General features: G+C 45.1%; 20 protein-coding genes. 16 read left to right on the top strand and 4 right to left on the bottom strand.

Annotated features, from left to right (window positions below; genetic code table 11):
- Positions 1–70: 70 nt before the first annotated feature.
- The 6 genes from ZX61_RS16950 (at position 71) to ZX61_RS16925 (ending at position 6,283) form a co-directional block, all read left to right on the top strand.
- A complete protein-coding gene (locus ZX61_RS16950) occupies positions 71–1,234 on the top strand; it encodes a M24 family metallopeptidase (protein WP_049845784.1) in 1,164 nt (387 codons plus the stop codon).
- A gap of 78 nt (positions 1,235–1,312) precedes the next feature.
- Positions 1,313–2,089: a maleate cis-trans isomerase family protein gene (locus ZX61_RS16945; RefSeq protein WP_049845783.1), complete on the top strand. Its 777-nt coding sequence runs from the start codon at positions 1,313–1,315 to the stop codon at positions 2,087–2,089.
- Between the two features lie 13 nt (positions 2,090–2,102).
- The gene (locus ZX61_RS16940; RefSeq protein WP_049845782.1) at positions 2,103–3,065 is read left to right on the top strand and encodes a DMT family transporter; all 963 of its coding nucleotides are present in this window, start codon (positions 2,103–2,105) and stop codon (positions 3,063–3,065) included.
- A gap of 80 nt (positions 3,066–3,145) precedes the next feature.
- Positions 3,146–4,141: a DMT family transporter gene (locus ZX61_RS16935; RefSeq protein ID WP_049845939.1), complete on the top strand. Its 996-nt coding sequence runs from the start codon at positions 3,146–3,148 to the stop codon at positions 4,139–4,141.
- 3 nt (positions 4,142–4,144) lie between these two features.
- Positions 4,145–5,107 (top strand): DMT family transporter, encoded by a 963-nt coding sequence (locus ZX61_RS16930; RefSeq protein WP_049845781.1) that lies wholly within the window; start codon positions 4,145–4,147, stop codon positions 5,105–5,107.
- A 24-nt stretch (positions 5,108–5,131) separates the two neighbouring features.
- Positions 5,132–6,283, top strand: a complete 1,152-nt coding sequence (locus ZX61_RS16925) for a M20 aminoacylase family protein (RefSeq protein WP_049845780.1) — start codon at positions 5,132–5,134, stop codon at positions 6,281–6,283.
- Positions 6,284–6,548: 265 nt separating this feature from the next.
- Here the strand turns inward: ZX61_RS16925 and fdxA are convergent, their stop codons facing one another.
- Entirely contained in the window at positions 6,549–6,872 is a 324-nt protein-coding gene (gene fdxA / locus ZX61_RS16920) for a ferredoxin FdxA (protein WP_049845779.1), read from the bottom strand.
- Positions 6,873–7,068: 196 nt separating this feature from the next.
- Between fdxA and ZX61_RS16915 the strand changes: the two genes are divergently transcribed.
- Entirely contained in the window at positions 7,069–8,685 is a 1,617-nt protein-coding gene (locus tag ZX61_RS16915) for an NAD(P)/FAD-dependent oxidoreductase (RefSeq protein ID WP_049845778.1), read from the top strand.
- A 150-nt stretch (positions 8,686–8,835) separates the two neighbouring features.
- Positions 8,836–9,624, top strand: coding sequence for an MBL fold metallo-hydrolase (locus ZX61_RS16910; RefSeq protein WP_049845777.1), 789 nt, complete (start codon positions 8,836–8,838; stop codon positions 9,622–9,624).
- 58 nt (positions 9,625–9,682) lie between these two features.
- Here the strand turns inward: ZX61_RS16910 and ZX61_RS16905 are convergent, their stop codons facing one another.
- On the bottom strand, positions 9,683–11,410 hold the full coding sequence (locus ZX61_RS16905; RefSeq protein WP_049845776.1) for an ABC-F family ATP-binding cassette domain-containing protein: 1,728 nt from the start codon (positions 11,408–11,410) through the stop codon (positions 9,683–9,685).
- A 452-nt stretch (positions 11,411–11,862) separates the two neighbouring features.
- Between ZX61_RS16905 and ZX61_RS16900 the strand changes: the two genes are divergently transcribed.
- From ZX61_RS16900 to ZX61_RS16890, 3 genes are all read left to right on the top strand, one after another.
- The gene (locus ZX61_RS16900; protein WP_049845775.1) at positions 11,863–12,948 is read left to right on the top strand and encodes an AarF/UbiB family protein; all 1,086 of its coding nucleotides are present in this window, start codon (positions 11,863–11,865) and stop codon (positions 12,946–12,948) included.
- Between the two features lie 97 nt (positions 12,949–13,045).
- Positions 13,046–13,489, top strand: a complete 444-nt coding sequence (locus tag ZX61_RS16895; protein WP_049845774.1) for a GNAT family N-acetyltransferase — start codon at positions 13,046–13,048, stop codon at positions 13,487–13,489.
- A 37-nt stretch (positions 13,490–13,526) separates the two neighbouring features.
- Entirely contained in the window at positions 13,527–14,015 is a 489-nt protein-coding gene (locus tag ZX61_RS16890) for a DUF1993 family protein (RefSeq protein WP_049845773.1), read from the top strand.
- A gap of 15 nt (positions 14,016–14,030) precedes the next feature.
- On the opposite strand, the gene ZX61_RS16885 is transcribed toward ZX61_RS16890, so the two are convergent.
- Positions 14,031–14,372 (bottom strand): rhodanese-like domain-containing protein, encoded by a 342-nt coding sequence (locus ZX61_RS16885; RefSeq protein WP_049845772.1) that lies wholly within the window; start codon positions 14,370–14,372, stop codon positions 14,031–14,033.
- Positions 14,373–14,561: 189 nt separating this feature from the next.
- Here ZX61_RS16885 and ZX61_RS16880 point away from each other — a divergent pair, with 189 nt between their 5' ends.
- Entirely contained in the window at positions 14,562–15,407 is an 846-nt protein-coding gene (locus ZX61_RS16880; protein WP_049845771.1) for a DMT family transporter, read from the top strand.
- Here the strand turns inward: ZX61_RS16880 and ZX61_RS16875 are convergent.
- Positions 15,404–16,051, bottom strand: coding sequence for a MurR/RpiR family transcriptional regulator (locus ZX61_RS16875; RefSeq protein WP_049845770.1), 648 nt, complete (start codon positions 16,049–16,051; stop codon positions 15,404–15,406). The two genes, ZX61_RS16880 and ZX61_RS16875, sit on opposite strands and share 4 nt — an antisense overlap.
- Before the next feature lie 185 nt (positions 16,052–16,236).
- Between ZX61_RS16875 and ZX61_RS16870 the strand changes: the two genes are divergently transcribed.
- Genes ZX61_RS16870 through ZX61_RS16855 form a run of 4 tightly spaced genes read left to right on the top strand, consistent with a single transcriptional unit; the run spans position 16,237 to position 22,658 of the window.
- Complete coding sequence (locus tag ZX61_RS16870) at positions 16,237–17,640, top strand: PTS fructose transporter subunit IIC (protein WP_049845769.1); 1,404 nt, start codon at positions 16,237–16,239, stop codon at positions 17,638–17,640.
- Between the two features lie 60 nt (positions 17,641–17,700).
- Positions 17,701–20,322, top strand: a complete 2,622-nt coding sequence (locus ZX61_RS16865) for a glycoside hydrolase family 38 C-terminal domain-containing protein (RefSeq protein WP_049845768.1) — start codon at positions 17,701–17,703, stop codon at positions 20,320–20,322.
- A gap of 14 nt (positions 20,323–20,336) precedes the next feature.
- Positions 20,337–22,037, top strand: coding sequence for an alpha-amylase family glycosyl hydrolase (locus ZX61_RS16860; protein WP_049845767.1), 1,701 nt, complete (start codon positions 20,337–20,339; stop codon positions 22,035–22,037).
- Between the two features lie 12 nt (positions 22,038–22,049).
- Complete coding sequence (locus ZX61_RS16855) at positions 22,050–22,658, top strand: fructose PTS transporter subunit IIA (protein ID WP_049845766.1); 609 nt, start codon at positions 22,050–22,052, stop codon at positions 22,656–22,658.
- The last annotated feature ends 5 nt before the right edge of the window (positions 22,659–22,663 follow it).

The raw sequence follows: 22,663 nt of genomic DNA, 5'->3' as shown, positions 1-22,663 counted from the left end.
CGTAAACAAAATTGAACTTTAGGGTTGGTTCATAACGGCTAACTCCAAAAAATAATAATAAGAGGTCCCAATGACAAACTATCTAAACCGCGGCTTTGAACAAGCTGAGTTTGAAAACAGAACATCACGCGCTCAGAAAGTCATGCATGATATGAAGCTAGATGCGATGATTTTTACAACAGAACCAAACGTCCGCTACTTTACTGGCTTTCATACTCAATTTTGGCACAGCCCAACTCGACCTTGGTTTGTTGTTATCCCTGCAGAGGGTAAGCCAATTGCGATAATTCCGGAGATTGGAGCGAGTGGTATGGCGGGCACTTGGGTTGAAAGCATCATCACTTGGCCGTCACCAAGACCGGAAGATGACGGCATCAGCCTAGTCGCAAGTACCTTGAACTCTTTACCTTGTCGCCATGGTCGAGTGGGGGCGACGTTAGGCATTGAGTCTCACCTACGTATGCCAGTGAACAACTACCTCAAATTAACCACCATGGTTAAGAAAGACTTTGTTGATGTGTCTTTAGCTATGCATGAACTTCGTCAGATCAAATCGCAAGCTGAAATTGAGAAAACTCGCGAGATTTGCCGAATTACTAACGTGGGTTTTAGCAAGATTCCTGAGTACGCAAAAACAGGCATGACAGAGCGAGAAATATGTAAGCAATTCCGTATTGATATGTTGCTGGAAGGTGCGGATGAATGTCCTTATATCATTGCGGGCTCGGGACCTGATGGTTATGACAGCATTATCATGGGCCCAACTGATCGCATCATCGAGCCGGGAGATGTGTTGATCATCGATACCGGTGCTGTGCGTGATGGTTACTTCTCAGATTTTGACCGCAACTGGGCGTTTGGTTATGCAAGTGAACAAACCAAAGCGGCATACCGTGCGACATACGAGGCGACTACCAAAGGGTTCGAGGCTGCAAAACCTGGTGCAACCACTACAGATATCTACAACGCAATGTGGAAAGTATTAGAAGCAAACGGTGCATTGGGCAACGATGTGGGCCGACTTGGCCATGGTCTAGGTATGGAGCTAACAGAGCGCCCATCGAATACAGCTACCGATAATACGGTTCTAAAGCCCGGTATGGTAATGACACTGGAGCCTGGCATGGTTTACGCCCCTGGTAAGTCTATGGTTCACGAAGAGAATATCGTGATTACTGAAGACGGCGCTGAATGGCTGAGTGAACGCGCTGAGCCAGAGCTAATCATTATTTAACTCCAGATTTAACACCCTACAAAGCTGGCTCTGGACTCCAGAGTCGGCACATAAAAACTATTAAAATACGAGTTTCTCATGCAGACAATAGAACAGTTTCGTCAATTTGAAATGCCATTGCAGCACATTCAGGCCCCAAGAATTGGCCGAGTTCATATCGGTTTAGTACAGCTAAGTACAGATCACTCTCTAGAGATGGACTGGGCCAAGCTACTGGGTACGCAAGCTGGTGTATTTAGCTCCCGTGTTTACTACAGCAGCGAAATGACACCAGAAGCGCTCGACCAAATTGCAGTTGGGATCAGTGAAGCATCTGATTTGATAGCGTCGGGCTTAGCGATGGATGTTATGGCCTTTGGTTGTACATCAGCTTCAATCATTATTGGCGAAGAAAAAATAGCCAAGCTTCTTACACAAAGCCGCGGCGATATTCCCGCAACGAACCCATGGACAGCAGCTCAAGCTGCGTTTAAGCACTTAGGTGCTAAAAAAGTTGCTGTTTTTTCTCCTTATCCGACAGAAGTGAACTTCCCTCTTTATCAACAACTGACTTCCGCTGGTTTCGAAGTCCCTGTTTTAGGTTCACTGGGTATTGATAAAGACACTGATATCACGACGGTTTCAAAGGAATCGATGATGGAAGCATTAAGCGAAATGCTACCTGATTCTGGGGCTGATGTGGTGTTTATGTCTTGCACCAACCTTCGTGTTCTTGACCACATTCAAGAGATAGAAGACCGATTTGGTGTTCCAGTCGTATGCAGTAACTCTGCGATGTTCTGGCACTGCATGCACTTAGTCGGCAACAAAGCTCAATGTCCAGGTTACGGACAATTGCTAAATAGCAACCATTGAAAGGAATTTAAAGATGAGTAACACAGTAAAAGGTTGGATTGCGGCCATTTTCATTGGCCTGTTATGGGGTATTCCATGGATCGTTGGAACACCAATTCTAGAAGTAATGGATGCGCAAGTCTTGGTATGGGTTCGTTATACCGTCGCTTTTATTACTTTATTTGTGATTATCCAAGTCAGTAATGCGATGGGTAAACCACAAAAAAAAGTCGACTTTAAACTTAACTGGACAAATCGACACGATATCTTTTGGGCAGCATGTTGCGGCATTATTGGTCAAGGCGCTTTCAGTTTTCTATCGTTCCTGTCTCTTGACTACATTACCGCTTCAGAAAACGGTGTAATCCAAGGGCTTATCCCTATCATTATCTTGTGCGTAGGTTTTTTTCGCCACGGTGAGCGTTTTACACCACTACAAATTTTTGCGGCTGTTGGTGCGTTTGTCGGTGTTGCAGTATTGGTAATGGACCCATCTGTTGAGGGCAGTGGGTTTAATATTGGCCACTTGATCTGCTTTGGTAGTGCGGCGAGCTTCTCAACAATGGCTTACGCCCGTGCAAAACTGGCTGAGAAATACGGTTCAGTAGCAACGATGTATCACCAGTTCGTTTTTGCCGCAATTGGTTTTGGTCTTTATCTAATGGTTGTTGGAGCGGATTTCTCTTCAGCGCTAGGAATCTTTAGTTCTCCACTTCGTGTTCTTTGTATTGTGATTTTAGGTGTAGGTATTTCAGGTATCAGCTACCTCATTTACATCTATGCAATGGAGCGTGTAGGTGTAGACGGAACTGGTATGGCGCTAAACCTAATGCCTCTGTCTTCATTTGTGTTAGCTGTGTTTGCTTTGGGAGAGGCAGTAACGCCAATTCGATTATTAGCGATTGCGATAGTAATTGGCTCGATGATGCTGTTTATGAAGTTTGGTAAGACGAAGAAAGAAGTGCCTCAACTGCAAACTGTCACAGACGCAAACTAGCTGTCTGACACGATACAAATTGTATGTAATCTGGCGGTGCGCGGTACCGCCACTATCGAAAAACTATGGACGATAAACAGATGAACACAACAAGTAGAAATACATTTTTTGGTTGGGTTGCAGCTATTGCTGTCGCTTTTATTTGGGGCGTAACAGGGGTTGTGTCTAAGCCTCTTTCCATGGCTGTAGACCCAATGACATTGGTATTTTTCCGCTATGTCACAGCTGTGATTGGCCTCTCAATCATTTTCTTTTTTACATCTCGCAGTAAAAGTTTGAGCGCAGATTTAGGCTCTTCATTAAAAATCGACACCAAAGATATTGGTCGCATTGCGCTATGTGGCATCGTGGGCCAAGGGGTTTTCTCGTTGTTTAATTTCCTATCTCTTTCTCACATTGGTGCGACTGAAAACGGTGTTATCCAAGGTATGCAGCCGTTCGCAACAGTATTCTTTGGGATGATGTTTATGAACTTTCGCATGAATAAGATCCAGTGGGGCGCTTTTATCGCGTCTGCAGTTTGTATTTATGCAATGAGCGTAGGACCAACAAATAACATTGAAGGCGGAACTCCTTTTTTGGGCTACGTATATGTAACTTGTTCAATGCTAGCGTTAGCATGGACGGCTCACCTGCGCGCTAGTTTAGCAGACAAGTATGGTTCGGTTGTTTCTATGCTGTACCAATACATTTCGGTTGCTGTCATGGGCATCATTGTTGTGATAACCATGGGCTTAGATCTGTCTCAGATCTACATTATTTTCTCTAGCCCACTGCTGATTGCTCTGCTTATTTTTTTAGGTACTGGTATTTCTGGAGGTAGTTATCTTGTTCAACTGTATGCCTTTAAACGTATCGGTGTAGAGAAAGCGACAATGGCGCTTAACCTAATGCCACTCGTCGGCTACTTGGTTGCTGTTCTAACACTTGGTGAACAAATGGCAATGGGTAAAACTATCATTGTTTCATTGATTGTCGTAGCACTATACGTGTTCACCAAGTTTGAAACGAAGCAAGGAGAACAAGCAGCCAAGAGTTCACCTTGCGACAAGAAAGCGACACTAGAAGCCAACTAAGTGATGAAATCCACGACTAAAGGTTGGGTGGCTGCTATTAGTGTTGGTTTACTGTGGGGGGCTGAGGCAGCCCTAGCGACTTTGCCACTACAAATTATTGATGCGCGACTGTTAGTGTGGCTGCGTTACATGATGGCATTCATGGTTTTATCTTTAGTCCTTGTTTTGGGAGCGATGCGCCAGCACCAATGTCAAATGAAACCGAAACTGATGTTCAATTGGGCGAATCGAAATGACTTATTTAAGCTATTCGTGTGCGGTGTATTTGGCCAAGGTCTATTTAGCTTCTTGTCATTTCTATCACTCGATTATATTTCGTTATCGGAAAACGGGGTGATTCAAGGTCTTGTTCCCATTGCAATACTGGTAATAGGTCAGATTTTCTATGGTGCGTGCTTTACACGTATACAAATTGCCTCAAGTGGTATCGCTCTTATTGGAGTGAGTATATTGGTCCTTGCTCCGCCATTAACTTCTGAAGATAGAGGTGTGAATATTGGCTATCTTATTTGTTTATTGAGTGTGCTGAGCTTTGCGTCGGTCACGCACCTACGTGCTCATCTAGCAGAAAAGTACGGTGCAACCCGCACCATGCACTATCAGTTTGGTTTCGCTGCTGTTGGCTTTTTTATTTATTTATTGGCTTCAGGTTTAGATGTACCTGGCTTGCTACTAGTGATTCAGCCTTCTTGGCCACTTCTATGCATTATGGTGCTAGGAGGTGTGGTATCTGGGCTGGGCTATATCGCGTATATCTATGGCATAGAACGTGTTGGTGTTGAAGGCAGTAGTATGGTTTTAAACCTCATTCCTATGTCAGCGTTTATCATTGCTGTTTTGGTTTTCGGAGAGCCCATCACCCCTTTAAGGTCGATGGCAGTTGTCTTGATTATTGTTGCTATGATGTTGTTTGCAACCTCCAACAGATCTCGCGAGACGACGTCAAAAACAGTTTCAACAAACTAATTTTAAGTATTTATTGGAGTTTCCATGACTAACATTGCCACGGTTACAGAATGGCGTCGCCATTTACATCAGTACCCTGAATTTGGTACTGAAGAGTTCAAAACATCGGAATTTGTTGCGAATAAACTCGAAGAGTTTGGTGTTGAAGTTCACCGGGGTATTGGTGGAACTGGTGTTTTGGGTATTTTAAAAAATGGAACAAGTGACCGTTCGATTGGTTTGCGTGCTGATATGGATGCGTTACGTATCCATGAACAGAATACTTTCTGTCACGCCTCTAAACATGAAGGTGCTATGCATGCTTGTGGCCACGACGGCCATACAGCGATGTTGTTGGGTGCGGCACAAACTTTAGCAAAGAGTAAGAAATTTGATGGTACTGTCTATTTCATTTTCCAACCAGACGAAGAGCGAGGCACAGGTGCCAAAGCGATGATCGCTGATGGTTTGTTTACTCGTTGGAATATGGATGCGATTTACGCGATGCACAATTTGCCTGGAATTCCTGAGGGTAAGTTTGTCACTCGTCCACATTCATTGATGGCAAGTGAAAGTAGCTTTGAGATTGTAATTAAAGCTGCTGGTGGACATGCGGCGATGCCACATATGGGAACCGATCCTATTGTAGTTGGTGCACAGGTTGTTACTGCGCTGCAAACCATAGTTTCACGTCATTTGAGTGCAATTGACGAGACAGCCGTTATCTCAGTCACTAACTTTGTTACTAATGGCACAGTGAATGTGATTCCTTCCCAAGTGACGATTTCAGGTGATACTCGTAGTTTCACCGATCAAGCGTTACATAAGATTGAGAAAGCTATTGAGCGTGTTGTTGCGGGTCAATGCATGTCTGCAGGTGTTGATTATCAATACCACTTTAACAACAGTTTCTTATCTACAATTAATTCTCCAGAAGAGTGTGCTCATGCGGTGAAAGCGGCGCAAGCGGTAGTAGGGGAAGAGAATGTCGACGGTAGCTGCGAACGTTTTACTATTAGTGAAGATTTCTCGTTCATGCTGCGTGAAGTGAAAGGTTGTTACGTATTAGTCGGTAATGGCGTTGGTGAGTGCGGTGGTACAGCGCTTCACAATCCACATTACGATTTTAATGACAATATTCTGGAACATGGTATTAGGTTCTGGAACACGCTTGTAGAACAACAACTGTCACAATAAGTAGATACCATCGAGCATGCCAGAGGTACTTGCTGTTACAACTAGATTCAGTATCAGTATAACCAGTAGTTACTTATGCATGCACGATTTCACTACTAGCATTAACCTTCAACAATTAAGCGTTATAATCCCTGAAGCTATTCATGGTTTGCTAAATTAGCACTTATTTGGAACTCCCCACCTCCATTTTTGGGGGCAATGTAAGTCATTGTAAATAAAAAGGGTTGGCATAAAATGCCAACCCTTCAAAATCTTCGCTTTCTCGCTACTTCTCTAACATGCCTAGTTTATCTGGTACGCCATTCCATTTTTCGGCTTCATCCATGGCTGGCTTTACTTCGGTTTGCACTGGCCAAAGTTCAGCAAGCTCAGCATTTAGCTCAACATAGATCTTTTGATCTCCAGGCACTTCATCTTCTTGGAAGATCGCGTGCGCATCGCATTCATCAACGCACAGACCACAATCAATACATTCGATTGGATTGATGACCATAAAGTTTGGGCCTTCATGAAACGCATCTGCCGGACATACAGCGACACAGTCAGTGTATTTACATTGGATACAGTTATCAGTTACGACAAACGCCATGATGAATGCTCTTGAGTTTAGGGTCTACAGACCTAATGAATTTGGAGAAAGGGGATAATACTCATCCCAAGGCAAAATTCAATATGTTTGATTTAGTATGACAGACAATTCAATTTCTCGTAAAATGCGCGCCATTGTGAGCTGACCGTTCGTCAAACGGTTTTGGCTAAGACACCTATCTATACGAGACATCAACATGATACGTTTAAATGAAATTAAACTTCCTCTCGATCATGAGGAAGAGGCGCTGACTGCTGCCATTACCAAGAAGCTTGGCATCTCTGAAGACCAAGTTATCTCTTACAATGTATTTAGACGTGGCTATGATGCTCGTAAAAAAGCCAACATCCTACTTATCTACACGCTAGATGTGGTAGCTGAAAACGAAGCTGCGCTTCTAGAGCAGTTCGTTAGCGATCCACACGTAAAAGAAACTCCAGACATGGAGTACAAGTTCGTTGCGAAAGCGCCTGAGAATGTGACGGAACGTCCTGTGGTTATCGGCTTTGGCCCATGTGGTCTGTTCGCTGCTCTGATTCTTGCCCAAGCGGGTTTTAAACCTATCGTTGTTGAGCGTGGTAAAGAGGTTCGTGAGCGTACAAAAGATACCTTCGGTTTTTGGCGTAAGCGCACTCTAAACACGGAATCAAACGTACAGTTTGGTGAAGGTGGTGCAGGTACGTTCTCTGACGGTAAGCTATACAGCCAGGTAAAAGATCCAAACTTCTACGGTCGTAAGGTCACTACTGAGTTTGTAGCCGCAGGTGCCCCTGAAGAGATCATGTATGTCAGTAAGCCGCATATCGGTACCTTTAAGTTGGTTACTATGATCGAGAAAATGCGTGCGAAAATCATCGAACTGGGTGGTGAAATCCGTTTTAGCACTCGCGTCGATGACATCCACATGGATGGTGACCAAATCACAGGTCTAACCCTGTCTAACGGTGACGAGATCAAATCTCGTTATGTCGTTCTAGCAGTGGGTCACAGTGCGCGCGATACCTTTGAAATGCTGCACGAACGCGGCGTTTACATGGAAGCGAAGCCTTTCTCTGTTGGTTTCCGAATCGAGCATAAGCAGTCGATGATCGACGAAGCACGTTTTGGTAAAAATGCGGGCAATCCAATTCTTGGTGCGGCTGACTACAAACTGGTTCACCACTGTAAGAATGGCCGCACTGTGTACAGCTTCTGTATGTGTCCGGGTGGTACTGTCGTAGCGGCTACGTCAGAAGAAGGTCGTGTTGTTACCAATGGTATGAGCCAATACTCTCGTTCAGAGCGTAATGCAAACAGTGCAATCGTGGTGGGTATCGACCCAGAGCGTGATTACCCAGGAGACCCACTGGCTGGTATCCGCTTCCAACGTGAGCTTGAATCTGGTGCGTACGTACTAGGCGGTGAAAACTATGATGCGCCTGCACAGAAGATTGGTGATTTCCTTAAAGGTCGCGATCCAAGTGAGATCGGCGACGTTCAACCATCATTTACACCAGGTATCCACTTAACGGATATCTCTAAAGCACTACCAGATTTTGCCATTGAAGCGATTCGAGAAGCGATTCCAGCGTTTGATAAGAAGATCAAAGGCTTTGCGTCTGATGACGGCCTATTGACTGGTGTAGAGACACGTACTTCTTCTCCGGTTTGTATCAAGCGTGGTAAAGACTTCCAGAGCATCAACCTAAAAGGCTTTTACCCAGCGGGTGAAGGGGCGGGTTATGCAGGTGGTATCCTTTCTGCAGGTATTGACGGTATCAAGGTGGCTGAAGCCTTGTCTAAGGCAATGGTTGCTGACCTAGAAAACGCTTAAGCTAACTAAGCAAATATTTAGGCTCTTCTGTTTTAAGGCAGAAGGGCCTTTTTTATTTCTTAGTTCCTCAATATGACTGATATGAGTCTACACTGAGTACTATCCGCCTCTCGATTTATACAGCGGATCTGACCCTGTACAGGAGGCAAAATGGCATCTCAAAATATTCAACATTTCTTCCACCCTGATTCTGGAACCATAAGCTATGTCGTGGCTGATCATGAAACAAAAGAAGCGATTATCATTGATCCTGTTGCTGACTATGATGTGAAAAGTGATGAAATTAGCTATGAGTCGGCGCAAGAGATTATGGCTCATATCCAGAATAATCAACTTCATATTGTCGCGATCTTAGAGACGCACATTCATGCTGATCATTTGTCGGGTTCTTTTTATTTGAGCAAAGAACTCCAAGCACCTATTTACGTCTCAGAAGGGGTTAAAGAGGTCTACGCGCAGTGGAAGGACGAGCTTTGCCTCAGTGAGCTTTATCACTTTGAACATTTCTTATTGGAAAATGAAGAGATGGATTTTGGCAACTCGCATTTAGAGGTGATTGCTACGCCAGGTCACACTCAATCTGACTTAACGTTTAAGATTGGCGATGCATTGTTTGTTGGGGATTCTTTATTTTTTAATGGTACGGGGCGAGCAGACTTTCCTGGTGGCAGCGCAGAGAAGATGTTTGAGTCTATACGTAAGCTTTATGAGTTAAATGACAGTACAGAAGTGTACCTTTGTCATGATTACCCTGATCAAGAAGAGAACCTACATTTTAGAACCACGATAGGCGAAGAAAAGCATGACAACATCCTAGTTGACGAGAATACCTCGTGTGATCAATTCGTAGAGAAAAGGGAAGGACGAGATCATCAACTGGCGCCACCAAAGCTCATCAAACCTGCATTAGAGTTTAATTTAACTGCTCATCACACATAGATTGAGAAGTATGGCTAGTCAATATGGCACCGTAACCTACGGTGCCATATTCGTTAAGTTAAAGTTGGCTACTAATCTTATCTATTTCCTCACGCCAATCTTGCTGCAGGTTGGGCTTTTGATGCTTGGGTTTACGCACTAGATCTTCTGCAAGTAAAGTCTCTAGCTCTATCAAACGCTCCAATAATTGCTCTTCGCCAATTGGCTTTCTATCTAAGGGGTTCAATTCCTGTTGATTATCTGATGCTTGAACAGCCAACGCGGTGTGAGGATGTTCGGCTATCTGTTGATAGACCTCTTCAGCGCTCAGGTACTCAATTAATGTTCCATTATTAATTAGCCAGAAACGATTGCAGCTTTGCTCAATGAGGCTACGGTCGTGGCTGACAATGAGAGCCGCACCATTAAACTCATTCAAAGTCGCAATCAGTTCTTCTTTTCCTTCCATATCCAAGTGGTTGGTTGGCTCATCAAGAAACAACAGATGGTACTTCGCTAAGGTTAATCCAATAAACAATAAGCGTGCTCGTTCACCGCCACTGAGTGACGCCACATCTTGGCTATGCCGCGCATACTCGAAGCCTGCACCAATCAGCGAACGCTTAGCTATTTCACTACTCACTGATGAAAAGGACTGTAAGGCGTCGCTTAGGGTATCAGAGTCTTTCAGTTGCTTAAGAGACTGGTCGTAGTAACCTAAGCGACACCTGTCATGGAAAGTGACAGCCTGTGAACTCAATGGGTTTATCTCAGCAAGATAGCATTGGTAAAGTTGGTTAAGCAGGGTCGATTTACCACAGCCATTACTTCCTAAAATCGCTATCCTGTCACCACTTTTTACGCGCATTTCTACCATTTCAAATAAATGAAAATGGCTATCAGGTGGTGTAACGCCAAACTCGCTGGTTTCAAGCAGTCGATTGGCAGGCAGAGCTTCACCTTGCAATATCAGCTGCCAAGGTGTGCCTTCTGTCAACTCCGTTTGAGCTTCCTCTAAGCGTTCTTTTCTCGCGAACATGGTTTTTGCTTTACGGGCGAGATCTTCGTTGTCATAAACCTTGCCCCAGGTTGCGAGTCGTTTAGCACTTTTTTCAATGCGGTCTATTTCTTTTTGCTCGTTGGCATGTCGGGCTTGGTCTTGCTGATCTTTCTCAAACAGTGCGGCTCTTGCTAGAGAGCAAGGTAGGGCAAAATGATGAAGAGATTGATCTCGCATGACCCAAGTCGTATTTGTCACTCGATCCAGCAAAGTTTGGTCGTGTGAAACCAACACAAAAGAGCCTTTCCAATTGGAAAGAAATTGCTCTAGCCACAGCAACGAAGGTAAGTCCAAGTGGTTACTTGGCTCATCGAGCAGTAGTAGGTCTGGCTGATTGATAATGGCTCTCGCGATGAGTAATCGCATCTGCTGACCGCCACTGCAATTGGCGACAGGCATATCTTGCTCAGAGTCAGAAAAACCAAGCTCGGCTAGCACCAACTCTGCGCGCCAGTCGTCATCCATGCTTAACATTTCCGCTAAGGCTTCACGGATGCTTTGACTATAAAGGTGCTCTGGAATATGTTGCTCTACATAGCTCATAAGGCAATGAGTTGCTTTGGCTATGTGACCTTCAGTTGGTTCGTATTGACCATTGAGTAGCTTTAATAGCGAGCTTTTGCCACAGCCGTTATGACCGATGAGGCCAATTTTATCACCACGATTAAGGGTGAAGGAAAGTGCTTTAAACAGAGGGTTTAAGGTGTAAGAAAGAGTCAGTGATTGTGCAGTTAAATAAGTACTCATAATTTTCTCAAGAATTTAGGGCGCAAAAGGCCGTTGTCTGTGCTGACAATAATTCTTCGAGCTTGAGGGAAAGTACTCGGGGACGTTACTCGTCTATAGTTGATATTTCGCTCAAGTCGAGATTATCGCAGCGCGATATCTAAAACTCTTGAGCGAGCCTTCATGCCATAAAAGCGTGGGTTGATTGAACACCACAAAGACATAAATTCCTCCTTAAGTTAGTTGTAAAAGTGTTGCCACTTTTGGTTATTCAGTGATGAGTATTCTAGCGGCATTGTCACCAATGTACAGAAAACTATCAGTGTTCAAGATAGCTTCGTGATAGCAATCATAGGCTTATACTTTTGGCTTACGCCTCGTCTCTCAACCCTAAATTTATAAATTTGGGAGGATTTACATCATGTTGCTGTTGATAAAATCACCAAATACACATACTAGACAAGGAGTCTCCAGTGAATCAACGTCAGTTACAACAGCAAGAGTTTGACCTAAGTGAACGCAACCTAATTGTCGGTTGCGCTAAGCAATGCCCTATCGGTCCCGAGTTACTGGCAGCTACCACTGCTGACTCTGATTACGTTGTTGGCACCTTCCAAAGTGGACTCACCGCAGAAGTCTTTCGAGTTCGATTTGATGGCAAGGATTACACCCTTAAGAAAAAGAGGCCAGAGGCGAAAGTGAAAAACCTCGACGGCCAGTATTCCTTCCTTAACGAAGTCCAGCGCCGTTTTGATATTCAGCAGCAAAAAGATAATACAAAAACTTCACAGGATTTCGAGTGCATAGTGTCTACGATTTATGCTGATTATCGCTTAGGCATTATTCTGTCTGACTGGATTGAAGGGGAGCCCGTTAAACAGGTAACGAGTTCAATGCTCTCGCAGTTGTTTTCCACTTTATCAGCGTGCGAAAAGATCGGTCTGTTTGAATGGGATTTATGCGCAGGCAATTTGCTTGTTGATGAGCAGCATAAATTATGGCTGTTCGATTTTGGCTACATGTACTCGTTCAATCCACTTAAAGAACTCAACAGCAATGGGCTAGAAGCACCTATGTTCAACTTCTGTGAGCGATTTGAAACTCGCTTCTTATCCGGTTGGTTGTTAGAGAGTGATTTATCTTACAACGACTCTATTGAGGTCTTTAAAAATGTTAAGTACGAAGCGCTCAATACCTTAGTAGAACAGATAAATTGGCTGAGAAATAACGATGCAGATCTAGGTGTTCTTACCGAGAAAGAGAATCTTGCTAAACGCTACCAGCAAGCACTGGAGAATGATCACGAGCTCGATTCTTTGTTCCAAGTAGAAATGTTTCGCTCGCATGTACTCGATATTGAGGATGATCTTGATGGTCAAAGTTGTACACCGACTACTATTAAGCGAGTGGATTTAGTTCTGTCGATGATCCGCGATCACTACAATAAGCTCAAGCAGCAAGGTGGACTTTTCTATCACAATGAAGGGAAAACCCAGCAGGAGCTTATTGAATCATACAATCACAAGCGAGAATTGGTGAAACGATATCAAATTAAGTAAGTTTAAATACGTCACGCCATTTTGCCACGAGGCTTTATGATGGCACGAATACAAGTACTTCAGTTAGTAATGATCAATTATAGAGGTTGAAGCTACAATGGATAATACGTTGCAAGTTGGTCTCAAAAACATCAGAAAATGTGCTGCAGAGTGGAGGGAAGTTGAAAGGCTGTTCCAATCTATGTGGCCAGACTTGGTGCTCGATGAACATTATCGTGATGACGTTAATCTTCCTCCAGTAATTGTCGCGATGGAGGATGAGGAACTTATTGGTGGTTTGGCTTTCTCTCGATATCAAGAGCCGAATGGCACAGAACAAGTTATCTGGATAAATGCCGTGTTTATAGCTCCTAAGTGGCGCGGTAAAGGGATAGCCCGCCAACTTATCAATCGTGCTGTCGAGCAAGTCTCAGCGAAAGAGCAAGCGTATCTATATGCAAACACCAACGTATCGCCTCTTTACATTTCGATAGGTTGGTTTGTTGTAGACATTGAATGCAAACCACATCATCACGTTATGGCGATACCTTTAGCCAATTAATTTGCTCAGCAGAGGTAGTTTCAACCAAAGAGGTCACATGATCAACACTTATATACTTTTTCAGCGCTATCTGACTCAGTTAAGGCAGATGGTTGTAAAAGTACCGTCTGAAGTATTTGATACTTCATTGGAAGAGGGTATGTTTTCATTGGAAATGCACGCCAAAATAGCGGCTAACTTTACTTTGCGCGGTTGCTGCCCTTTGCTTGGTGTTGAAACGGTTTCTTTGTTTCGTGAAGAGAGTGGCAAGCTGCCAGTCATAGAGCAAATAGATGCGACGTTAAGCTATCTTAGTGGTGTTGAGGGTAGAGCAAGCTATGATGACACTAAGATTTTAAGGGACAAGGCGGGATTTTCTGAGGTTGAGCTTCCTGAGTCGGAGTTTATCCACGTTTATATTGTGCCCAACATTTTATTTCATATGAGCATGGTTTATGCGATAGCAAAAACGCATGATGTCCCTTTAAGTAAGGGAGATTTTGATGGGCTCCACTCTTACCCTGAAGGGTTTAGTTTTGTGAAATAGCGTCAAATCCCTTTACTACTTAGCGCGTTGCATCTCTATCAAGCCGCCAGCGTTATGTAACTTGGTAAAGCCTTTCGCTTTTAGGTACTGATAGGCCTTCCCTGAACGATTGCCACTACGACAATACAGTACTATCTGAGTCTCTTTAGCGATATCGGCAAAGTGAATGTTTAACGCTGAGAGCGGATAGTTTACGGCTTGTGGCAAATGTCCGCCTGCGAACTCTTGTGGCGTTCTTACATCAACAATCACTGCACCTTGTTCTATCCATTGCCAGCCTATCTCTGCTCGCTCAGAGGCGAAAGCTGGAAGGCTTAGCGCAGCCATTAACGTAAAAAGTAGTGTTAGGCGCTTCATGGCGATTCCCTTTTGCTTTGATTAACTCAGCATATCTGATTCGTCTTTTTTCGCCGCGAGATAAGTCACAATCCCTGGCTGGCTTTTTTATGTCTGATTCTTTATAGCCAATCCGTCTTAACCAGAATGATAAAAGCTATTACAAGCGCTTGATTACCCACTACACTCTTCTAGCTAAAAGGGATACTCATGCATACTATTTCACTACTTGTCGTCGCGTTAATTGCCTTCGCTGCCAACTCATTTTTTTGTCGCCTAGCATTGGCGAATCACGCTATTGATCCGGGTTCTTTCACTTGGCTACGATTGGTCTCCGGAGCGGTAACACTGCTGCTTATTCAAAGTTGGCGTGGTCAAATGAGCTATTGCTTCTTTACTGATAAACACAGCTGGTGGTCAGGCATCTCTCTTTTTGGTTATGCAGTTTGCTTTTCGTATGCTTACACCCAGCTCAGTACGGGGACCGGCGCTTTGATTCTGTTTGGTATGGTGCAGCTGACTTTAGTGGCGTTTCACGTTGTTTCTGGAAATCGCTTAAGTGCGAAAGAGATGCTGGGTATCGGGGTGGCTCTATCTGGATTTACTGTTTTGATGCTACCGTCGGCTGAGACTCCGAGTTTGAGTGCCGCTGCTTTAATGCTTGTTTCTGGCATCTGTTGGGGCATTTTTACCCTGTTAGGGCGCCAAAATAGCGTTGCTTCAGTGTCTATTACTCAAGGTTTTATGCTCGCAAGTGTGCTTGCTTTTGCTGTCAGCCCACTACTGGTCTCAATAGAGACTATCACAGCTGATGGTGTTGTATGGGCGTTACTGTCGGGTGTCTTTGCTTCTGGGTTTGGCTACATCTTATGGTACCAAGTTGTCAAGCATATCTCAGTCCTCCAGGCGTCTGTCTCTCAGTTAGCGGTGCCCGTTATAGCCTTTGCCGCGGGAAGTATAGGATTAGGTGAGCCGATAACGCTGATCGCTGCTATCTCATCATTGCTAGTTTTGGGTGGGATTGCCCTTATCTTCACTGCAGGAGCAAAGAATTAGCCCGCTAACAGCTCTCGTCCGATCAAATCGACTAGCTCTAAGATATGGATTTGAGATTCGCGATGATACGGAGAAATGCCATCAACCTGTTCTTCCAAATCAAGGTTGATACCCGCTATGCCCGCCAATGTTGAGCCCAAATGACTGATCGCAAAAACCTTTAGTCCTTTGCGCTTTGCATTGTGGGCCATATCGACCACAGCTTGAGTCTCTCCTGATTTACTTATTAGGATGACTGTTCCTGACTCTGCCCGAGCCAGTTGATGAATATCGGTAATGACTAGGTGAGGAATGTTTGCGAGGGAAAGAAAGCGTGACAGGTATGAAACACTAACGATGGAAGCGCCGCGAGAATATAAATACACCACGGGTGAGTTAGTTAGTGATTTGGCAACTTTATCGATTCGCTGAGCTTGGTCATCTCCCTGAGTTGTTGGGGAGACATCTTTATTCAGGTCGTCGGCGAGCTTATATCTGAGCTCGGTGTAGCTCGCATAGCCCATCTTTTTGCACACCCGATTTACCGATGTTGTTGTAGTCAAGGCCTTATTGGCTATCGTCTTGGCCGAAACTGAATCTAGCTCTTTGGCGTGACTGATCAGGTACTCATATATGACTCGTTCGATCCCTTTAAAGGTATTCATCGCTTACACTTACCTAACAAAGACGTAATGACAGAATGGTTATTATTAGGCGTTAAAATACGGGAAATTACCTTGATAGTTATCACAAAAGTATCGTCATACATGGGTAGTACGAGGAAACTGTACCTTGGTACATCATCGATAAATATACTTGCCGCAGTTGATAAGTATAACGGTGAACAACCATGAGTAAGAAAAAACTCGTTGCAGTGACCGCTTGCCCTACTGGCATTGCACACACCTTTATGGCGGCTAAAAAAATCAAAGCCTGGGCTGAAAAGCAGGGTTATGAAGTAAAAGTCGAAACGCAGGGAAGTGATGGTGTCAAAAATAAACTCACTGCTCATGATATTGCAACCGCAGACGGCGTTGTGCTGGCGGTTGATGTACCAATCATGGATATGGAACGTTTCGACAACACCAATCCACTTCAGGTTCGTACTCAAGAGCTGATCAAGCGCGTAGATGATTTGCTGCCAACAGTATTTTTGCGCGGCAAAGAGAAATCAGATGCAGATGTAGAAGTGCATGATGAAAAGCGCTCTGCTTACCAAGTCGCTATCGGCCATATTATGACGGGTATCAGCTACATGCTGCCAGTCGTGGTTCTTGGTGGCCTGCTGATGGCGGTGGCGAAAATCACTGGTGAGTTCATCGATATCTCAGGTACACCTATCCAAACTCTAGATAAACTTGGTTTCATGACCATCAAGTTTATGTATCCAATCTTTGCGGGTTACCTAGCGTATTCGATTGCTGGTAAACCTGCGCTGATCCCTGCCTTTATCGGTGGGTTAATGACTGATGAGCCTTACAAGCGTTTCTTTGATTTAGAAGGCTGGGCGCCATCAGGCTTCTTCGGCGCAATTGCGATTGGTTTCCTCGTTGGTTATCTGGTTCGCTACCTTAACGATGTGATTAAGGTCAAAACCGAACTGACCACGCTTAAGACCATGCTGCTTGTTCCTGCAGTGACGGGAGTCGTCATGGTGCTGACCATGGAATATGCGATTAACCCATTCTTCGGAGCGTTGAATTTGGCGATGATCGACCTGTTTACTCAAGCTGGAGATGCAGGTCGAGGTGTCTACTCAATGGTGATTGCAGCTGGTACAGCCTTTGATTTGGGCGGACCAATCAACAAAGCCGCAGGTTCGGTCGCACTTGGCTTAAATGGCATGGGAGAAGGTTTTGACTTGATTGCTCGTGAGTTGGGTATTGTTATTCCACCAATTGGCGTGGGTATCGCGGCGCTGCTGGATGGCAAGTTCCGCAAACCAGTTTTCTCAAGTGAAGAGCGCACGGTCGGTAAAACTTCTCTGATGCTGGGCCTAATCGGAATCTCAGAAGGTGCGATTCCATTCATTCTGAAAAATCCGAAGATGATTCCAATCATGATTCTGGGTTCAATTATCGGTACGCAACTGGCTGTCGTTCTCAACGTATGGCAAAGCCTACCACTACCAGCCGTTTGGGGATGGTTCCTATCTTCTGACCCAATCAGCTACACCATTTCTGTTATCGCGGGTTCTATGTTTATTGCAATCGCTCTACTGCTGTGCACTAAACCAGACCACGCAAAAGCCTAAACACGTCTAGCGGGGAGGTTCGCCTCCCCAAACTATCAAGAATTTATCGAGAGTTTCCCCATGGCAAAAGTACATGTCATTCCTCACACTCACTGGGATCGTGAGTGGTATTTTACTCAGCAAGACAGTGACGTTCTGGCAACTTATAACTTCACTAAAGTGATTGAGACTTTGGAGAATCAACCAAGCTACAGCTGCTACCACCTAGATGGTCAATCTGCGATTGTTGAAGATTACCTGAAAGTGCTGCCGAATATGCGTGAGCGCATGGCCAAGCTAGTTAGCGATAAAAAGCTCTTTATTGGTCCTTGGTATACTCAGACCGACACTTACAATGTGGCTGGCGAATCGATTATCCGCAACTTGAAATACGGAATGCATATCGCGGAAGAGCTAGGCCATAGTATGAAGGTCGGTTACCTGCCGGATACTTTTGGCCACAACGCGCAAATGCCAACACTGTTCAAGGGAATGGGGATCGATAACATCGTATTTTGGCGTGGTATTGATTACGACCAACACGTAGAAAAATCGCACTTCTTCTGGAAGTCGCAAGGTGGAGATTCAATCTACGCTTACAATCTAGTTCATGGTTACGGCGCGGCGAAAAACATCGTTCCAGATGCAGAGCACCTAGACAAAAAAATCTTCCCGATGATTGACAAGATTAAGTCGCTGTCAGGTCTCGATGAAGTGCTGATCCCATCAGGTGGCGATCAGGTCAACATTGACCCGAACCTACCGGAAACTTTGCAAGCAGCCAGCGAACGTTCGCCTGCAGGAGACGTCTACACCATCTCATCGATGGAACACTTTGTTGATTTTCTTCGCCGCAACAGCAATGAATTTGAGACTTACCAAGGTGAATTCAAAGCGCCGCGATACACCCGTATCCATAAGACCATTGGCTCTGTTCGCTACGACATTAAAAAACTCAACTTCGAGATTGAGCAGTTCTTACTCAAGAAACTTGAAGTCGTGATTGCGATTGCCAAGGCGCAAGGCATCACAGTTCACACTGAGCTGGTGGACATGGCTTGGAAGAAGATCCTTGAATGTCACGCGCATGACAGCATGGGCGGGTGCAATAGCGATGCCACTAACGCAGACATTATGCACCGTCTAAAGCAAGCTGAAGAAATCTGTCACGGCTTATATAACCTCGTCGTGAAAGAGATCGGCAGCAGCGCATGTGACGACAATGAAGTGATGATCTTTAACGGCCAAATCACACCATTTAACGGTGTTGCTAAAATCATCGCTTTCTCTAAGCATCCGTCTATTGCTCTGTCTGATGGTAAAATTCTGCTTGCGACCGAAATTCTAGCGCGCGAAACCTTAGATGGTGGCAAGGTCATTGAAGTGACCAAAGATGGTGAGAAAGAAGTCGCTGTGCCGCCTTACTACCGATTTGAGCTGAACGTGAAGGTGTCCAACCTAGCTGCTATGGGTTACCAAGTTTTCCAAGTGGTTGAGTCAGACTCAGCCATGCTTACGCAGAACAGTGACGTTCAAATGATTGAAAACTCAGCGTTAACCGTCTCGCTGAAAGATGGTGAACTGAGCTTAGCCAACAAGGTGACAGGTCGCGTGATCGAGCAACTATTGCGCTTTGAAGAGCAAGCAGATGATGGTGACTCTTACGATTTCTCACCTTTAGAAGGGGACGCGCCACGTTTCCTCAATGAGTTTACTTGGTTATCTAGCCAAGTAGGTGAGACTGAGCAGACAATGACGCTGCTGGCAACAATGCCAGTGCCTTCAGATTTAGAGTCGCGTCAAGCAGGCAATGAGCTGATTCAAGCCAGTTTTGAAATTACACTGACACTAGATGCCAACGACGAGCAGCTAAAAGTGGCAATTGACACTGTAAATCAGGCGTGTGACCACCGCGTTCGTGTACTGATTAACTCCGATGTACAAAGCCAGGAATCAGTGGCCACTCAGCCATTCGCTGTGATGACGCGTCCAATTGCCCCGAGTGTTGAAGGCTGGCAAGCGCGCTTCCGTGAGTGTCCGGTTGATATTGAAACCACAGATGGTGCGGTTGCGATTGAGCAAGCAGGTAAAGCGGTGGTGATTAATGGTCGCGGCCTGAAAGAGTTCCAAGTTTTGCCAGGTGAACAGAGTGATGTGATTGCGCTAACGCTGTTTAAAGCAACGGGCAAGCTAGGTAAAGATGATCTGTTGTGGCGCCCGGGGCGTGCTTCCGGCATCAACAATACTGTTGTGTATACGCCAGATGCTCAGCTGCAAAAATCGATGAGCTTTGCTTTCTCGATTGCGATGCCAGCCGATGCCAGCCATCAAACTCTGCGAGCCCTAGAAAGCCAATATCTCGATATGCCATTTAGCTACCAGAAGCAGTCACTCAACAGCTTTGAAAATCGTCTCGAACGTTTCCAAGTTCGCTTTGATGCGCGTTCAGCGATTAAGTCATTCAGCCTATTTGAAGTCAATCAGCCACTGACGCTTTCAAGTATTGGTCACTCCTTTTATCAAGATAATGCCGTTATTGTGCGCCTGTTTAACGCGACAAAGGAAGCACAGCAACTTGATACCACGGCGCTTGCCCATTTTGCTCAGGTGGAGCGTGTGAACTACTGCGAGCAGAGCGTTGAACAAGAATGGTCAGTCAAACCAAACAACTCAATCGACCTGCGAATTGGCTTTAGAATCTAGTGGAGTAGAGCACAATGAACGAGAAAATTTATCAAAAAGTCGCTTTGCTCTATGGTGATGAGCAAGCTGATACTATTAGCCAAGATATTCTTGCTCTAGTTGAGAAATGGCAAGGCAAAGCACCGCAGTACGCCAACTGGGTCGATGAGACGACATCTTATCTCATCACTTACGGAGACAGCGTACAAGAGCAAGGCCAGCCAACCTTAGCGACGATGAAAACCTTTGCTGACAAGTACCTTAAAGGGGCATTAAGCAATATTCATATTTTGCCAATGTTCCCATACACCTCAGACGATGGTTTTAGTGTGGTTGATTATCGCAAAGTTGATCCTAACTTAGGCGACTGGAGCGAGCTTAACGCATTAGCTGAAAATTTCGACTTGATGTATGACTGCGTGATTAATCACATCTCTAAAAGCAGTGACTGGTTTCAGCGCTTTTTAGTCGGTGATGAAGCTTATCAAGATTACTTTGTTGAGTCTGACCCAAGCCTGGATTATTCGAGTGTTACGCGCCCCCGCGCGTTACCGCTCCTAACACCGTTTACTAAGGCTTCGGGTGAGACAACTCATGTGTGGACCACCTTCTCAGAAGACCAGATCGACATTAACTTTCAAAGCCCACAAGTCCTGCTCGAAAGCATTGATATTTTGCTGATGTACGCGGCAAATGGTGGTCGCTCGATTCGCTTAGATGCGATTGGTTTTATTTGGAAAGTGCTGAACTCGACCTGTATCCACTTAGAGCAGGCTCATGAGATCATTAAGCTGTGGCGCATTGTGCTCGACGAGGTGATGCCGGGTTCTCTGCTGATCACAGAAACTAATGTGCCGCACAAAGAGAACATCTCTTACTTTGGTCAAGGCGATGAAGCGCACATGGTGTATCAGTTCCCACTGCCACCATTAACCTTGCACGCGTTCTTGAGCCAAGATAGCCAAGTATTAACAACTTGGGCTAAAGGTTTAACGGCAGAGGCGATGGAGTCTCTCAATTCGGGACGCAAGACAACTTACTTCAACTTCCTAGCTAGCCACGATGGGATTGGCGTGCGCCCAACAGAAGGGATCTTGAGCGATGAAGATCGTCTGATGATGTGTCAGCACGTCGAACGCAAAGGTGGACGAGTTAACTACAAGAATAACGGTGACGGTACTCAATCGCCTTACGAACTGAATATTAACTATCTGAGTGCGGTGACGGAGCCTAACGATAGTGACGAGTTAAAAGCGAGCAAGTTCCTAGCTGCGCAATCTATTTTGCTCTCGTTCATCGGTGTGCCTGCGGTTTACTATCACAGCTTACTTGGCAGTGAAAATGATGTACAAGGCATGTTGGATTCGGGCATTAATCGCCGCATTAACCGTGAGAAGTTTGACTTTGCTCAGCTAGAAACTGAGCTGGCCCAAGAGGGCTCTTTACGTCAACGTGTTTACAGTGAAATGACGCATCTTCTCCAACTGCGTAAAGGGCAAAAAGCGTTCTCACCAAGCTCATCTCAGCAAGTGCTAGAGCTAGGTCATGGACTGTTTGGACTTAAACGCGGCGAAGGGGAAAGTGCGATTCAATTTGTGGTCAACCTATCGCAACAAGCTGCGGAAGTATCGCTAGAAGTAGGCGGTTTAGATCTGATTTCACAGCGCGAGTTCAATGCACAATTTACACTTAAACCATATCAATTTGTCTGGCTGACTAAGCCGCAAGCCCAGTAGCAGGAGTTTATGATGAAACTAGCTAACTTAACGTCTGAAAATCTAATCATGCTCGATGCTACCTTTGATGGGCGCTTCGCGGCGATCAATGCCTTGGTCGACAAAATTAATCAAGCGGGCAAGTTAACCGACCGTGACCAGTTCCTCGAAGCCGTGCTTAAACGTGAAGACGAAGGCCCGACGGCTCTTGGTGAATACTTAGCGGTGCCACATGGTAAGTCGCCAGCCGTAAAAGAGCCAGTGTTTGCCTGCGCGTTTGTTAAAGATGAGATGCAGTGGAAAGGTCTAGATGGCGATGAGCCGGTGACCATGATCTTCCTGTTGGCTATTCCGCCAGCAGAAGCGGGTTCGACCCATATGGAAGTGCTTACCACGCTGACTTCTTCACTGGTGGATGATGATTTTCGTGACCAACTGCAAGCAGCAAACTCTCCGCAACAAGTGATGGCGCTATTTGGTGCAGGACAAGAGGCAGAAAGTTACGCAGAGCAGTCACCTGAGTTAGCTCAAGAAGAGCCAAATTCAACCGAAGAGCTGGCGCAAGATCTTAGTCGCTTTGCTTATCCGTTGGTGCTTGGTGCGGGCGTACTGATTTCAGCATTCCTGTTCCTATTACTTTAATGGTG

This window comes from Vibrio sp. VPAP30, assembly GCF_001188205.1.
Taxonomy (GTDB): Bacteria; Pseudomonadota; Gammaproteobacteria; order Enterobacterales; family Vibrionaceae; genus Vibrio; species Vibrio bivalvicida.
The sequence above is the reverse complement of the archived record's forward strand: the minus strand, read 5'-3'. Positions and strand labels throughout refer to the sequence as shown.

What these genes read in the sequence shown, in the direction of transcription:
- fdxA (WP_049845779.1), bottom strand. Translation starts at nt 6,872, where the DNA reads ATGGCGTTTGTCGTAACTGATAACTGTATCCAATGTAAATACACTGAC.
- ZX61_RS16865 (WP_049845768.1), top strand. Translation starts at nt 17,701, where the DNA reads ATGGCAAAAGTACATGTCATTCCTCACACTCACTGGGATCGTGAGTGG.
- ZX61_RS16930 (WP_049845781.1), top strand. Translation starts at nt 4,145, where the DNA reads ATGAAATCCACGACTAAAGGTTGGGTGGCTGCTATTAGTGTTGGTTTA.
- ZX61_RS16870 (WP_049845769.1), top strand. Translation starts at nt 16,237, where the DNA reads ATGAGTAAGAAAAAACTCGTTGCAGTGACCGCTTGCCCTACTGGCATT.
- ZX61_RS16940 (WP_049845782.1), top strand. Translation starts at nt 2,103, where the DNA reads ATGAGTAACACAGTAAAAGGTTGGATTGCGGCCATTTTCATTGGCCTG.
- ZX61_RS16875 (WP_049845770.1), bottom strand. Translation starts at nt 16,051, where the DNA reads ATGAATACCTTTAAAGGGATCGAACGAGTCATATATGAGTACCTGATC.
- ZX61_RS16885 (WP_049845772.1), bottom strand. Translation starts at nt 14,372, where the DNA reads ATGAAGCGCCTAACACTACTTTTTACGTTAATGGCTGCGCTAAGCCTT.
- ZX61_RS16890 (WP_049845773.1), top strand. Translation starts at nt 13,527, where the DNA reads ATGATCAACACTTATATACTTTTTCAGCGCTATCTGACTCAGTTAAGG.
- ZX61_RS16945 (WP_049845783.1), top strand. Translation starts at nt 1,313, where the DNA reads ATGCAGACAATAGAACAGTTTCGTCAATTTGAAATGCCATTGCAGCAC.
- ZX61_RS16925 (WP_049845780.1), top strand. Translation starts at nt 5,132, where the DNA reads ATGACTAACATTGCCACGGTTACAGAATGGCGTCGCCATTTACATCAG.
- ZX61_RS16910 (WP_049845777.1), top strand. Translation starts at nt 8,836, where the DNA reads ATGGCATCTCAAAATATTCAACATTTCTTCCACCCTGATTCTGGAACC.
- ZX61_RS16855 (WP_049845766.1), top strand. Translation starts at nt 22,050, where the DNA reads ATGAAACTAGCTAACTTAACGTCTGAAAATCTAATCATGCTCGATGCT.
- ZX61_RS16880 (WP_049845771.1), top strand. Translation starts at nt 14,562, where the DNA reads ATGCATACTATTTCACTACTTGTCGTCGCGTTAATTGCCTTCGCTGCC.
- ZX61_RS16905 (WP_049845776.1), bottom strand. Translation starts at nt 11,410, where the DNA reads ATGAGTACTTATTTAACTGCACAATCACTGACTCTTTCTTACACCTTA.
- ZX61_RS16895 (WP_049845774.1), top strand. Translation starts at nt 13,046, where the DNA reads ATGGATAATACGTTGCAAGTTGGTCTCAAAAACATCAGAAAATGTGCT.
- ZX61_RS16860 (WP_049845767.1), top strand. Translation starts at nt 20,337, where the DNA reads ATGAACGAGAAAATTTATCAAAAAGTCGCTTTGCTCTATGGTGATGAG.
- ZX61_RS16935 (WP_049845939.1), top strand. Translation starts at nt 3,146, where the DNA reads ATGAACACAACAAGTAGAAATACATTTTTTGGTTGGGTTGCAGCTATT.
- ZX61_RS16950 (WP_049845784.1), top strand. Translation starts at nt 71, where the DNA reads ATGACAAACTATCTAAACCGCGGCTTTGAACAAGCTGAGTTTGAAAAC.
- ZX61_RS16915 (WP_049845778.1), top strand. Translation starts at nt 7,069, where the DNA reads ATGATACGTTTAAATGAAATTAAACTTCCTCTCGATCATGAGGAAGAG.